The organism is Lysobacter lycopersici (genome assembly GCF_007556775.1).
Lineage (GTDB): Bacteria > Pseudomonadota > Gammaproteobacteria > Xanthomonadales > Xanthomonadaceae > Pseudoluteimonas > Pseudoluteimonas lycopersici.
Genome location: NZ_CP041742.1, coordinates 252,810 through 266,555, shown reverse-complemented (window position 1 = coordinate 266,555; position 13,746 = coordinate 252,810). Strand labels below are relative to the sequence as shown.

The window sequence follows — 13,746 nt, the reverse complement described above, 5'->3', positions numbered from 1 at the left end:
CGTCATTCCCGCGAAAGCGGGAATCTCGTTTCTCGATATTAAGAAAAGATAATAAAAGACTGGATTCCCGCTTTCGCGGGAATGACGGCGGTTAGGGTTCGAACAACGCGATGGACTCGACGTGCGCGGTATGCGGGAACATGTCCATCACCCCGGTCGCACGCAGCTTCCAGCCGCGCTCGTTGACGAGGTAGCCGGCATCGCGGGCGAGCGAACCCGGATGGCAGCTCACATAGACGATGCGCTTCAACCCCTTCAACGGTAACTGCTTCAGCACCACGTCCGCGCCGGAGCGCGGCGGATCCAGCAACAATTTGTCGAAGCCGGACTTCATCCAACCTTGCGACGACAAATCCGTTGCGAGGTCCGCGGCATGGAATTCGACGTTGGCGAGATCGTTGCGCTGCGCGTTCTCGCGCGCACGGCGGATCAATCCGGCATCGCCTTCCACGCCGACCACATGGCCGGCGCCGCGTGCCAGCGGCAGGGTGAAGTTGCCGAGCCCGCAGAACAGGTCGAGCACGCGTTCGCCCGGCTGCACGTCGAGCAATTCGAGCGCGCTGGCGATCATCTTTTCGTTGAGGCCGGCGTTGACCTGGATGAAATCCAGCGGCCGGAACGCGAATTCGATGTTCCAGCGCGGGATGCGGAACGCCAGTTGCGGATCCGCGGGCCACAACGGATGCACCGAATCGATGCCGCCTGGCTGCAGGAAGATCGCGAAACGGTGTTCCCTGCCGAAGGCTTCGAGCTTGTCGCGATCCGCGTCCGACAGCGGCTGCAGGTGGCGGAACACCAGCGCCACGCCGTCGAACTCCTCGCGTGCGTCGCCGGCGATGAACTCGATTTGCGGAATGTCGCGGCGGGCGTCCATGCCGTCGACCAGCGCCGACAAGGCGGCGACGCGTTCGCCGACCTGCGGGATGACGGTGTGGCATTCGCGCAGGTCGGCAACGAAACGCGGATCCTGTTCGCGGAATCCCACCAGCGTCTTGTCCTTCTTCTCGACCCGGCGCACGGAAAAGCGCCCCTTGCGCCGGTAACCCCAGGCCGCGTCGGTCAGCGGCGGCAGCACGCGCTCGGGCGCGACGTGGCCGATGCGTTCGAGGTTCTCCAGCAGCACGCGCTGCTTGGCGTGGATCTGCCGGGATTCGGCGAGGTGCTGCAACGCGCAACCGCCGCAGGTGCCGAAATGCGGGCAACGCGGTTCGACCCGATCCGGCGAGCCTACGAGGACTTCGAGCGTCTTCGCCTCGTCGAAATGCCGCGAACGCGCGGTCTGCTGCACGCTCACCGTTTCGCCGGGCAACGCGCCGCTCACGAACACGGTCTTGCCGGCGTGGGCATGGCCTTCCGGCCAGCGCGCCACGCCGCGGCCGTCGTGGCTCAGGTCGTTGATGGAAACGGTCTTGGGGGATGGGTCGAGACGGGCCACGGGGACGAGTGCTGCGGGTGGCCGGGTATTGTCGCCGACTTCTCCTCCCCCTTCCGCGGAAGGGGGAGGCTGGGAGGGGGTTGGAAGGATGCGCAACCCCACCCCAACCCTCCCCTTCGGCGAAGGGGAGGGAGTTCAAATCATTTCTGCTTCCAGCTCCCGCCCGACTGGTACCACCAGCCCGAACGCGCGCTGTCGACCCACTGCTTGGCGAACACGTTGCGGATCTGGCCTTCCCATTCGGCATGGCCGTTCGCCACCGCGACCTCGCGATACACCGCCTTGCGGTCGCGGTTGTCGTCGGCGACCGCGGTGTTCATCGCCACGCGATCCTTGAGCGCAAGCTTGGACGCATCGCGCACCGTGACCAGGCCGTCGGCGGTGAAGCCGAGCGCGCCGGAATCGAAGCCCGCGCGCAGGGTGGAATTGAATCGCGCTTCCATCCGCGCCTGGATCGCCTGGATCGCCGGGGTCTTGATGGTGATGTCGGGTGCGCCCTGCGCCTTCGCTTCGCCGATGCCGATCAGCGAGAGCGGATCGAAGCGGAACGCCATTCCGCCGTTTCCGTTGTCGGCGGGTTTTTCCTCGGCCGGCGTTGCCGGCTGCGCCTCGTCGATCACCTTCTCGACGAACTCCTTGGCCGCGGCCTTGGCTTCCGCCGCCGGGAAGTAGACGTTGATGGTCACGCAGGCGGCCAGCGCCAGCATCGCCATGTTCGCGCCGAACAGGGTTCGCATCGCCTTCCAGGTTTTCATCCGATTCTCCGTGGTGGAAAGACAATCATTCGACGAATCATTCAACAACGAATCATTCAACCACTGGCTTCACGTCGCCCTTGCCCACCGCCTCCAGGCGTTCGACCAGGGTCGGCCAGTCGACGCTGCGGTTGAAACCGACCACGTCCAGGCGCGGCAGGCCGGAGCCTTCGACGATAGTAAAACTGTTGGCGGCCTGACTGCGAGGTGAATTCCCGAGGCCGCCCATGTCGCAGACCTCGTTCGCCAGCCGGCAGGAGATGCCGAGGTTGGCGTAACCGAAGTCGTCGAACAGGCCGATCAGCTTGCCCTGCAGGCTGCTGACGAACGAGGCATCGCCGACGCTGCTGATGTTCTGCACCGCGCGCTGGCTGATGCGTTGCTTCGTCCCCGCGCGGCGCACGCTGTGCATTTCCGCATCGAACGCGACCGGCGTCCAGTCCACCAGTCGCAGGTCGTGGACATGACCGTCGAGGCGGCCGGTGATGCTGCCGAAGTCGAGGATCTCGGTGAGTCGCAGCAGATCGAGGTCCTGGAAATCGATGTTCGCGCTGAGGCTGGGCGCGACCCCGAAGGGGCGTTCCATCGACAGGTCGCTGAAGCGCACTTCTCCGTCGAACAGTTTCATCGCCAGCCCGCCATCGAAATCCAGCCGCTCGTTGGCGTAGTGCGCGGACGGAATCTCGCCGCCCAGCGTGCCCTGGAACGCCGGCAGGCCCAGCGCCTTCGACACCCGGCCAAAGTCGATATTGTCCAGCGCCATAGCGAAGCGGATGTCCATGCCGGCATCGCCGCTCGGCGGCCGCAGGGTCATGTGCGCGAACGTCATGGTGCCGCCCATCGCCGGCACGACCACCGGTTCGCGGAACACGAGTTCGCCGTTTTCGCTCGCGAACGGCAAGGTCGCCGCGCCGAAATCCAGCCCGTACAGGCGGCTCGACTGCCAGCGCAATTCGCTCGCCACCGGCGTGGACGCGGAGAAGCGCACGTCGCCGTCGAGGCCGCGGAAACCGAAGCGGTCGTCGGGTTCGCGCAGGTCGACGCCGTGCAGGTTCGCATCGACGACCTGCAGCATTCCATCGCGCATCGCGATGCGCAGGTCCGAGGCGCCGGAGAGTTCGACGTTGCCGAGCCCGAACACGCCCAGCCAGCCGGAAAGATAACGATCGCGCAGCGGACCCATGTCGCTGCTGTGCAGTTGCAGGTCGAGCGCGTGCAAGGTCGCGTCGTTCGCGAACGCAGCGCTGCCATCGGCGGCAAGTACGTTGCCGTCACGCCATGCGATGCGCGGCAGTTCCCAGCCCCGTCCCGCGCGCTGCATACCGTCCAGCGACAGCGACACCGGCGTCGCCGGCAAGGCGATGTAGGTGTTGCCGGCGAGGAATTCGCCGCCGTGCAGCCTGCCATCGAGTTCGAGCAGGCCGAGTGCGTTGGTCTTGCGATAGTCAATGCGGAGATCGCCGGCGAGCTTGTCCGCGGCAATGCCGCCGTCCGGCGTTTCCAGCGCCGCATCGGCGACGGCGAGATCGCCGGTGATCCGCAATGGACGGTCTTTCGGCGCGGCGATGTCGAGGCGCCCGTCGAGCGTGCCGGATTTGAGTTTCCCGTCGGACCAGGCCTGCGCCAGCAAGGCCTGCGCCCAGGCCAGCGGCACGCGTGCGAAATCGAGCCGCGTGAGATCGGGCGTCTTCGCGTCGCGGTGCAGGGCTATGCGCGAACCGCCCTGCGCCAGTTCGGCGACGGTTGCCTTGTCGTCGAAGCGGACACCGAAACGCAGCGGCTTGCCGCTTCCGCGCAGGTCGCCGGCGCAGGCCCAGCCGTTGTCCGGCACGCGTTGCAGCCGACACGACCAGGCAACATTGCGGTAGTGGTAGCCGAGGTCGGGCGCGTCGACTTGCTGCGCGCGGATGACGAGATCGCCGGCCTCGGCATCGGCCGGCCAGTCGAGGCGCGCGTCCACGCCCTGCAGCGTCGCCACCGCGGTCGCGATGCGGGCGATGCGCGCATGCGCGGTGCGTGCGCCCGCGGGCATCGCGGCGGCAAGCAAGGCCAGCAGGAGTAGGATCGTGCGCGTCACCGGGACAGCATACGCAGCGGAAGCGAGGACGCGATGAACCCGAACATCCTGCTGGTCGAGGACGACCCGGTGTCGCGCGCCTTCCTCGAAGCCGCGACCGCCGCCCTGCCCGCCACGGTCGCGGTCGCGGGCGATGCCACCTCCGCGCGCAGGCTGGCGAACGCCACCGCCTTCGACCTGTGGCTGCTCGACGCCAACCTGCCCGACGCCACCGGCGCGGAGCTGCTCGCGCAATTGCGCGAAGCCGGATTCGACACGCCCGCCATTGCCCACACCGCGACGCGCGACGCAGACACGCATGCCGAACTGCGCGCCGCGGGATTCGCCGGCACCATTGCCAAGCCCATCGATGCCGCGTCGTGGCAGGCCGCGTTGCGCCGCGCGTTGCAGGTCAGCCCCGGTGCGCACGTCGAGGACGTGGCGACCCATCGTTACGGCGAACGCCCGCTCTGGGACGACGCCGCGGCGCTGGCCGCGCTCAACGGCAACTCCGAGCACGTCGCCGTGCTGCGGCAATTGTTCCTCGACGAACTGCCGGGCATGCGCGCACGGATCGTCGATGCCGGCACGCGCCAGGACACGCTGCATCGCCTGCGCGCGAGTTGCGGCTTCGTCGGCGCGGCGCGGCTCGCGGACGCGGTGCAGGCCTTGCAGGAATCGCAATCGGAAGCGGCTTTGCAACGCGTGCTCGACACCCTGCAGGACACGCTGGATCAAGCACCGTCGCGCTGAGGCTTCTGTCGCGGCACCAGCCGCCCGAGTTCGCCGACCAGTTCCCAGGATTTCAACCCGCGCCCGCCGAGGTGGTGCAGGAACACCGGCCGCAACGCGCGCCGCAGGCTGGCGAGGTCCTCGTCTTCGGGCTCGCGGTCTTCGGCCAATGCGAGCAGGCCGCTGCCGGTTGCGGCCTCGTCACGCCCGCGTACCTCGCGCATCCGCCGCGGACCATGTTCGGGATCGAGCACGTAGCGCGCGGCGGGATCGATCGCTTCGCCGTCGCCGTCCGCATCCAGCGCGAAACCGAAACCGAGCTCGTCCAGCACATCGCGTTCGAAGCGCCGCAGCGTCCACGCGACGGGTTCTCCCAGCCCGAGCCGTGCGCGGCAACGCCCGAACGCGCGATACAGCCCCGGATGCGGATCCATCCGCGGTGCGAGCCGCAGCAGCAGTTCGCAGGCGTAGAACCCGGCCAGCGCCGCATCGCCGGAAAGCTGCGGCGCGGCGTCCAACGCCTCGGCGCTACGCAATTGCGCCAGCTCGCCGCTCTGCACCGCGTCGAAGCGCACGTGCTGCAGCGGCTGCAACGCCGCGCGCAGTTGATGCGCCTTGGGCCCGCGCACCCCGCGCGCTACCAAGCCGACGCGGCCGTGCTGCTCGCTCAGGACTTCGACCAGCAGGCTGGTCTCGCGCCAGGCGCGCGCATGCAGGACGAAGGCGGGTTCGGCAGCGAGGCGGAGCATGGCGGGATTATGGCCGAGGCTTGGTTGACCGGTTCTGGACGGGACGGCACGATGGACCTGTCGCCCAGACGAAGGCTTGTTTCGTGCGCATATCGATGAAAGCCGTTTTCATGGTGATGATTCTCGCGACGATTCCAAGTCACGCCCTCGCCACCAGTTTCTGCGAACGCATGCTGCTGGATCCGGAAGTGCCAGCGGGACTAGATGGCAGCTACGAAATCGTCGGCAAGGATCCAGCCACGGGCGCTGCTTATACCGGCACTCTCGTGCTTGGCATCGGCAAGGACAGTTACGCGATCACCCGAACGACCGGTGCTGACATTGTCAACGGCGATGCATGGATGGAGAGTTGCGGGATGGACAAGATCAAGGCACTCGTTGTCCGGTACTACACGAAGCCGGTGACGGAAATGTCTTGCGCGCTCGATGCCGATGGCGACAATTACTATCGGGCGACCTGCAGGACTCATCAAGTTGGACAAAAACGACTCGGGCTCGAAGCTTGGTTCCAGAGACCATGACCGCGCCTGCAAACGCGATGCGACTCACTCGTAACCGAACGCCTTCAACGCCGCCTCGTCGTCGCTCCAGCCCTCGCGCACCCGCACCCAGGTCTCGAGGAACACCTTGCAGCCGAACAGCGCCTCCATCGACAACCGCGCCTTGGTGCTGATCTCCTTCAACCGCGCACCGGCCTTGCCGATGACGATGGCCTTCTGGCCGTCGCGTTCCACCCAGATCACCGCGCCGATGCGGTACATCGCGCCCGTCTTTTCAGAGGGTTCCTCCTCGAAGCGCTCGATCTCCACCGTCGTCGCGTACGGCAGTTCCGCGCCGAGCTGGCGCATCAACTGCTCGCGCAGCAGCTCGCCGGCGAGGAAACGCTGGCTCTTGTCGGTGATCTCGTCCTCGGCGTAGAGCGCCGGCTGCTGCGGCAGCAGCTTCAGCACGCTTTCGACCAGCGGCTCCAGCCCCTTGCGCTTGAGCGCGGACACCGGATGCACCGACGCGAAATCGCGATCCTTGCTCACCTCTGCGAGGAAGGGCAGCAACTGCGTCTTGTCCTTGGTCCGGTCGACCTGGTTCACCACCAGCACCACCGGCACCTTGGCCTCGCGCAGCGCGTCGTAGGCCAGCGTGTCGCCGTCGTCCCAGCGCCCCGCCTCGATCACCAGCATCGCCGCGTCCACGCCCTCCAGCGCACCGCGCGCCGCGCGGTTCATCGCCCGGTGCATGGCCTTGCCGCCGTGGCGCGACTGCTCGCGGTGCAGGCCAGGCGTATCGACCAGCAGCAACTGCCCGTGCGGGAAGGTGGCGATGCCGAGCAGGCGGTGGCGCGTGGTCTGCGGGCGATTGGAGGTGATGCTGACCTTGGCCCCGACCAGCGCATTGACCAGGGTGGACTTGCCGACGTTGGGGCGGCCGATGACGGCCACGGTGCCGGCGTGAAAAGCGGAGGTGTTCATGCGGGGATTGTTGCATTTCCTTCTCCCCGCAAGCGGGAGAAGGAAATCAGCGCCTCGCTTCGAGCTGTTCCAGCACCTCTTCCGCCGCCATCTGCTCGGCGGCGCGGCGCGAACTGCCTTCGCCCTCAGCCCTGGCCGCGGGTTCGGCGAGCGTGCAGGCGACGCGGAAGACCTTGGCGTGGTCGTCGCCGGATTCGGACACCAGTTCGTACACCGGCAGCGCGCGTTGCCGCGCCTGCAGCCATTCCTGCAGCCGGGTCTTGGCATCCTTGCCGACCTTGTTCGGCGGCGGCAGCGCGGCCAACGCGGGTTCGAACCAGGGCAGTACCACTTCGCGGCAGTGGTCGAAATCGCTGTCGAGGTGGATCGCCGCGACCACGGCTTCGAGCGCGTCGGCGAGGATGGAATCGCGGCGGTGGCCGCCGCTTTTCATCTCGCCCGGGCCGAGGGTCAGCCGCGGGCCGAGGTCGAGTTCGCGCGCGATGGCCGCGAGCGCGGATTCGCGCACCAGTTCGGCGCGGGCGCGGGTCAGCGCGCCCTCGTCGGCGCGCGGCCAGCGCAGGTACAGCGCCTCCGCGACGACCAGGTTGACCAGTGCGTCGCCGAGGAATTCCAGCCGTTCGTTGTGCGGGGCGCCGGCGCTGCGGTGCGTCAGCGCCTGCGCGAGCAGTTGCGGCGCGTTGAAGCGATGGCCGATCCGGTCACTCGTCGGTGCTGCCGCCACCGACCAGGGCCTGGGTTTCGTTGAATTTGCCGATGATGTCGAGGTCCGCGATCAGCGGCCGGCGGACTTCGTAATTCACGGTCAGGGTGTAACCGTTGTCCTTGCGCTCGACCTTCACGTTCTCCGGCTTCAGGTCCTCGTCCGCGTAGTTGACGTAGAGCCGGCGGAAGAACAGGTCCTTGATCTTCGCCGGATCCATCTGGGCCACGCCCGGCTCGCTGGAGACGCCCTTCATCGCCGAGCGCACGCTGAAGAACTGTTCGTAGATCGGGAAGACCTTCATGCCGAGATAGGCCAACACGCCCACCAGCGCCAGTATCACCACGAACCCGATCAGGGTGATTCCCCGTTGACTGCGCATCATCGCGTCCCCTTCGTTGGATGCGGCGCCCGGTGCGCCCGCCCGGCCATTGTGGCGCAGGTCGGGCGCGGTCGCCATGTCACTGGATGCTGTCGCCGATCCGGTGGAAATCGACCCCGCCGGCGCTGCGGTCCCAGTGCATCCAGATCAGGAAGGCCTTGCCGCGCAGGTTCTGCTCGGGCAGGAAATGCGCGCCTTCGGGCCAGAACCGGCTGTCTTCGCTGTTGTCGCGGTTGTCGCCCATCACGAAGTACTGGCCGGGCGGCACCTTCCACTCGCCCTCGCCCTGCAGGAAGTACGGCATGTCCTCGCGCTCCAGCACCGGGTGCGAGCGACCGGGAAGTTCCTCTGTCAGCAACGTCGCGCCGCTGGCCTCCGTGCCCCGGCCGGTTCCGGTGTAAGTGCCGACCTTGCGGTACTGCACGGCCTGGCCGTTGATGTACACGGTGTTGTCGCGGTAGGCGACGGTATCGCCCGGCAAACCGACGATGCGCTTGATCCAGTCCTCGTCCGGGTGGTGCGGCGGGCGGAACACCACCACGTCGCCGCGCTTGGGCTCGCCCAGCGGCAGGAACTTGGCGTTGGTGATCGGCAGGCGCAGGCCGTAGGCGAACTTGTTGACCAGGATGAAATCGCCGATGAGCAGGCTCGGCATCATCGAGCTGGAGGGAATGCGGAACGGTTCGGCGACGAAGCTGCGCAGGCCGAGCACCAGCGCCAGCACCGGGAAGAACGCGCGCGAATAGTCGACGATCAGCGGCTCTTTTTCGTCCAGCAGGCCGGCGCGCGCGGCGCGCGCCTTGCGCCACCACAGCTTGTCGACCAGCCAGACCAGGCCGGAGAACAGGGTCAGGACGACCAGGGCGATTTCGAACCAGCGCATTTCAACTCCTCATGTCATGTCCCCTTCTCCCGCCGGGAGAAGGTGGCGCGTAGCGCCGGATGAGGGGAAAACGGAGAGAAATCGCTTCGCTCGCCCCTCACCCCAACCCCTCTCCCGACGGGAGAGGGGCCCGAATTACTTGCTATCGACCTGCAACACGGCGAGGAAGGCCTCCTGCGGGATCTCGACCCGCCCGACCTGCTTCATCCGCTTCTTGCCTTCCTTCTGCTTCTCCAGCAGCTTCTTCTTGCGCGTGGCGTCGCCGCCGTAGCACTTGGCCAGCACGTTCTTGCGCAACGCCTTGACCGTGGTGCGGGCGATGACCTGCGCGCCGACCGCGGCCTGGATCGCGACGTCGAACATCTGCCGGGGGATCAGGTCCTTCATCTTCTCGGTCAGTTCGCGGCCGCGGCGATCGGCATGCGAACGATGCACGATGATCGAAAGCGCATCGACCTTGTCGCCGTTGATCAGCGTGTCCACGCGCACGAACGGGCCGGCATCGAAGCGCAGGAAGTGGTAGTCGAGCGAGGCGTAGCCGCGGCTCACCGACTTCAGCTTGTCGAAGAAGTCCAGCACCACCTCGGCCATCGGCAGCTCGTAGGCGATCTGCACCTGGCTGGCCATGTAGGTGATGCCGACCTGCACGCCGCGCTTGTCCTCGCACAGCTTGATGATGTTGCCGATGTACTCGGGCGGGGTGAGGATGTTGGCGCGGATGATCGGCTCGCGGATTTCCCCGACCATGTTCACCGGCGGCAGTTTCGCCGGGTTGTCGAGCGGCACCACGCTGCCGTCGGTCTTCAGCACCTCGTACACCACCGTCGGCGCGGTGCTGATCAGGTTGAGGTTGTATTCGCGCTCCAGGCGTTCCTGCACGATTTCCATGTGCAGCATGCCGAGGAAGCCGCAGCGGAAGCCGAAGCCCATCGCCTCCGAGCTTTCCGGTTCGAAGCGCAGCGCGGCGTCGTTGAGGCGCAGCTTCTCCAGCGCCTCGCGCAGCGCCGGGTAGTCCTCGGCGTCGACCGGGAACAGCCCGGCGAACACGCGCGGCTGCATTTCCTGGAAACCCGGCAGCGGCTTGGGCGCCGGATCGTTCGCCATCGTGAGCGTGTCCCCGACCGGCGCGCCGTGCACGTCCTTGATCGAGGCGGTGACCCAGCCGACTTCGCCCGCCGACAATTTCGGCAGCACCTTGCGCTTGGGCGTGAACACGCCGACGTCGTCGACCTGGTGGGTGCGCCCGGTCGACATCACCAGCAGCTTGTCGCCCTTCTTGATCTCGCCCTGCATGACGCGCACCAGGGAGACCACGCCCAGGTAGTTGTCGAACCACGAATCGATGATCAGCGCCTGCAGCTTGTCGGTGTCGCGCGGCTTCGGCGCCGGAATGCGCGAAACGATGGCCTCGAGCACGTCGGGCACGTTCATGCCGGTCTTGGCCGAGATCGCGACCGCATCGTCGGCGTGGATGCCGATCACCGCTTCGATTTCCGACTTCGCGCGATCGATGTCGGCGGTCGGCAGGTCGATCTTGTTCAGCACCGGCACGACTTCCAGACCCTGCTCCACCGCGGTGTAGCAGTTCGCCACCGACTGCGCCTCGACGCCCTGCGCCGCATCGACGACCAGCAGCGCGCCTTCGCAGGCGGCGAGCGAACGGCTGACTTCGTAGCTGAAGTCGACGTGGCCTGGGGTGTCGATGAAGTTGAGCTGGTAGACCTGGCCATCGCGCGCGGTGTACGGCAGCGAGACCGACTGCGCCTTGATGGTGATGCCGCGCTCGCGCTCGATCGGGTTCGAGTCGAGCACCTGCGCTTCCATCTCGCGTTCCTGCAGGCCGCCGCAGATCTGGATGATGCGGTCGGCCAGCGTCGACTTGCCGTGGTCGACGTGGGCGATGATGGAGAAGTTGCGGATGTTCCGCATGGCTGCGGACGGATCGGAAGACATGGGCGGCGGCGTTGGCCGTCGTCGGCCGGCGAATGCGGGGAACGCGGGATTATCGCACGCCGCCCGCCTGCGCCGGCCCGGCGGGATCCGACGCGAAAACCGCACCCGGCACGGCGTCGCGGCCGGGTGCGGGGCGTGGCTCATTCGTCGCTGCCGCCCGGCGACACCGCCACGAACTGGGTCGCGCCGTCGCGGCGCACCAACAGCATCGCGGTCTGGTCCTTGCCGACCTTGCCGAGTTCGCGGTCGAGCGCGGCGACGCTGCCGACGCTGGCGCGACCGACCTGCAGCACCACGTCGCCCGGGCGCAGGCCCGCGTTGCGCGCGGCGCGGCCTTCGACGCGGGCGATGCCCACGCCCTCGCCCGGCTTGAGGCCGAGCTGCTTGCGGTCGTCGCCGTCGAGGTCCTCGCCGACCAGCCCGAGGGCATTGCCCGCGCTCGCCTTCGGCGTCGATCCGGGCGCACTGTCTTCGTCATCGTTCGCCGCGACGCCATCGGAGAGTTGCGACAAGGTGACCGGCACCTCCAGGGTCTTGCCGTCGCGCAGGATCGACAGGTCCACCCGCGTCCCCGGCGCCATCGAACCGATGATCGGCGGCAGGTCGCTGGATTGCATGATCGCGTTGCCGTTCACCCCGCGGATCACGTCACCCGCTTGCAACCCGGCTTTCTCGCCCGCGCTGCCAGCGGTGACTTCGCTGACCAGCGCACCGCGCGTGTCCGGCAGGCCCAGGCCACGCGCGTCGTCGCTGCCGATCTCCTGCAGGCGCACGCCGATCATCCCGCGCTCCACCTTGCCGGTGGTCCGGAGCTGTTTCGCCACGCCCATCGCCATGTCGATGGGAATCGCGAAACTGATGCCCATGTAGCCGCCGGACTGCGAAAAGATCTGCGAATTGATGCCGACCACTTCGCCGCGGGTATTGAGCAGCGGGCCACCGGAATTGCCCTGGTTGATCGCAACGTCGGTCTGGATGAAGGGTACGTAATTTTGTTGCGCGTAAGGGTTCGAACGACCGACCGCACTGACGATGCCGGCGGTGACCGAATGGTCGAGGCCGAACGGCGAGCCGATCGCCACCACCCATTGCCCCGGCTTGAGCTGGTTGGAATCGCCGATGCGCACCGCCGGCAGGCCGCTGGCGTCGATCTTCAGCAGCGCCACGTCGGATTGTTTGTCGCTGCCGACCACCTTGGCCTTGAACTCGCGGCGATCGGTGAGCTTCACCATCACCGAATCGGCGCCATCGACGACATGGCGGTTGGTCAGCACGTAGCCATCGGGCGAAATGACGAAGCCGCTACCCATCGACACGCCTTGCGGGCCGTCGTCGGGCTGCTGCGGCGCGCCGGGTCCTCCAGGCATGCCAGGCATCTGGAAATCAGGGCCGAAGAATCGCTTGAAGATTTCGGGAATCTGGTCCTGGTCCGGCATGCCCTGGCGCGCCTGCTGCGCGCGCGCGGTGCGCCCGCTGATGGTCGCTTCCACGTTCACCACGCCCGGCCCGACCTGCTGCACGAGACCGGTGAAATCGGGCAAGCCCGCGACCAGTTGCGGCGCCGGCGCGGCGGGTGGAGGCGTCTGCGCGGTGGCCCGCGGCGGATTGACCAGCAAGGTGGTAGCGGTGGCCGTCGCGGCGACCAGGGCTAGCGCGCGGAGGGAAGGAACGGACATCGGGATGCGACCTCGCTCGGGACGAAGCTGGGGAAGGAAGGACGGATCGATCCGCGAAGGCGCTTCGCGGGTCGCCAAGGCTCAGCGCTGGCCGTCGCCGGCCTGGACTTGCGCCTCGGGCATGGGCAGGTTGCGCGGTTCGAATGGGTAGAACGCACCGGACGATCCGGTCGAATAGCTGGCGGTGAAGGCGCCGGTGTTCGCACCCGGCAGCACCGCGCGCGGCCACGGATGCGAGGGCAGCGCTTCCTGTTCCTGCCGGGGCGCGAACGGATTGCTGCGCTTGGGCAGGTCCAGCGACTCGGCAACGGCGACGCGCTGGCCGCTGTCGGCGGCTTCGACCGCCTGCGGCGCAGGCGTCGGCGCATGGCCGCTGCCCGGGGTGGAAGCGCGGCTGCGGCGGGCGGCGACGCGACGCGGGGCCTCCGCGATCGCCAGCGCCGTGGTCACCGCAACCGCGGCCGGCGGGGTGGCCGGCGGCGAACGCGATGCGTCGGGGGATGCCGCGGGCTGCGGCGCGGGGACGACCGGAGCGGCGGGAGTCGCGGTGGCGACGCGGATGGAATCCGCAGCGGCGGGCGCGGGACCGGAGCCCTGGCGCGGCACCACGACCAGCAGGGCCAGCGAAGCCGCGAGCGCGCCACCGCCCCACCAGACCCAGCGCCGCGGATGCGTGCCGGTCGCGGCGATGGACTGTTCGCCGGCGAGCGGGGAATGCTGCGAATCCAGCGCCACCATGTGCGCCACGCGCTGCGAGAAATCCGCGGGCAACAGCGCGGTGCCCTGCCCGCGCAGCACCACACTGCAGACCTGCCAGCGTTCCCAGCAACCGGCCAGTTCGCGGTCGTGCTGCAGGCGCCGGAACAGGAACCGGGCTTCATCCGATGCCAGTTCGCCGTCCATCATCGCGGACAGCTGCTGGCGGAGGTGGGCTTCCATCTTGTCCATGGGCTTCA

At 67.7% G+C, this 13,746-nt stretch carries 13 protein-coding genes; 2 read left to right on the top strand and 11 right to left on the bottom strand.

Features of this window, described 5'->3' with window-relative positions; translation table 11 throughout:
• Positions 1-91 precede the first annotated feature (91 nt).
• From rlmD to FNZ56_RS01460, 3 genes are all read right to left on the bottom strand, one after another.
• Positions 92-1,435, bottom strand: a complete 1,344-nt coding sequence (gene rlmD / locus FNZ56_RS01470; RefSeq protein ID WP_143878152.1) for a 23S rRNA (uracil(1939)-C(5))-methyltransferase RlmD — start codon at positions 1,433-1,435, stop codon at positions 92-94.
• A 140-nt stretch (positions 1,436-1,575) separates the two neighbouring features.
• Positions 1,576-2,190, bottom strand: a complete 615-nt coding sequence (locus FNZ56_RS01465) for a YdbL family protein (protein ID WP_246064649.1) — start codon at positions 2,188-2,190, stop codon at positions 1,576-1,578.
• Positions 2,191-2,242: 52 nt separating this feature from the next.
• On the bottom strand, positions 2,243-4,267 hold the full coding sequence (locus FNZ56_RS01460; RefSeq protein WP_143878151.1) for an AsmA family protein: 2,025 nt from the start codon (positions 4,265-4,267) through the stop codon (positions 2,243-2,245).
• A 33-nt stretch (positions 4,268-4,300) separates the two neighbouring features.
• Between FNZ56_RS01460 and FNZ56_RS01455 the strand changes: the two genes are divergently transcribed.
• Positions 4,301-4,999, top strand: coding sequence for a response regulator (locus FNZ56_RS01455; protein ID WP_143878150.1), 699 nt, complete (start codon positions 4,301-4,303; stop codon positions 4,997-4,999).
• Here FNZ56_RS01455 and recO read toward each other — a convergent pair.
• Positions 4,981-5,727 carry a DNA repair protein RecO gene (gene recO, locus FNZ56_RS01450; RefSeq protein ID WP_143878149.1) on the bottom strand — a complete coding sequence of 249 codons (747 nt, stop codon included), beginning with the start codon at positions 5,725-5,727 and terminating at the stop codon, positions 4,981-4,983. The genes FNZ56_RS01455 and recO overlap by 19 nt on opposite strands.
• A gap of 95 nt (positions 5,728-5,822) precedes the next feature.
• Between recO and FNZ56_RS01445 the strand changes: the two genes are divergently transcribed.
• The gene (locus tag FNZ56_RS01445; RefSeq protein WP_143878148.1) at positions 5,823-6,248 is read left to right on the top strand and encodes a hypothetical protein; all 426 of its coding nucleotides are present in this window, start codon (positions 5,823-5,825) and stop codon (positions 6,246-6,248) included.
• A gap of 24 nt (positions 6,249-6,272) precedes the next feature.
• Here the strand turns inward: FNZ56_RS01445 and era are convergent, their stop codons facing one another.
• The 7 genes from era to FNZ56_RS01410 form a co-directional block, all read right to left on the bottom strand.
• The gene (gene era / locus FNZ56_RS01440) at positions 6,273-7,193 is read right to left on the bottom strand and encodes a GTPase Era (protein ID WP_143878147.1); all 921 of its coding nucleotides are present in this window, start codon (positions 7,191-7,193) and stop codon (positions 6,273-6,275) included.
• Positions 7,194-7,239: 46 nt separating this feature from the next.
• Positions 7,240-7,917, bottom strand: coding sequence for a ribonuclease III (gene rnc / locus FNZ56_RS01435; protein WP_143878146.1), 678 nt, complete (start codon positions 7,915-7,917; stop codon positions 7,240-7,242).
• On the bottom strand, positions 7,895-8,281 hold the full coding sequence (locus FNZ56_RS01430) for a DUF4845 domain-containing protein (RefSeq protein ID WP_143880224.1): 387 nt from the start codon (positions 8,279-8,281) through the stop codon (positions 7,895-7,897). Before FNZ56_RS01430 ends, rnc begins: the two co-directional genes overlap by 23 nt.
• Positions 8,282-8,357: 76 nt before the next feature.
• On the bottom strand, positions 8,358-9,161 hold the full coding sequence (lepB, locus tag FNZ56_RS01425; RefSeq protein WP_143878145.1) for a signal peptidase I: 804 nt from the start codon (positions 9,159-9,161) through the stop codon (positions 8,358-8,360).
• Positions 9,162-9,296: 135 nt separating this feature from the next.
• The gene (lepA, locus tag FNZ56_RS01420; RefSeq protein WP_143878144.1) at positions 9,297-11,090 is read right to left on the bottom strand and encodes a translation elongation factor 4; all 1,794 of its coding nucleotides are present in this window, start codon (positions 11,088-11,090) and stop codon (positions 9,297-9,299) included.
• 164 nt (positions 11,091-11,254) lie between these two features.
• Positions 11,255-12,790, bottom strand: a complete 1,536-nt coding sequence (locus tag FNZ56_RS01415) for a DegQ family serine endoprotease (protein WP_143878143.1) — start codon at positions 12,788-12,790, stop codon at positions 11,255-11,257.
• 81 nt (positions 12,791-12,871) lie between these two features.
• Positions 12,872-13,729, bottom strand: a complete 858-nt coding sequence (locus FNZ56_RS01410) for a sigma-E factor negative regulatory protein (RefSeq protein WP_185970762.1) — start codon at positions 13,727-13,729, stop codon at positions 12,872-12,874.
• Between the last annotated feature and the right edge of the window lie 17 nt (positions 13,730-13,746).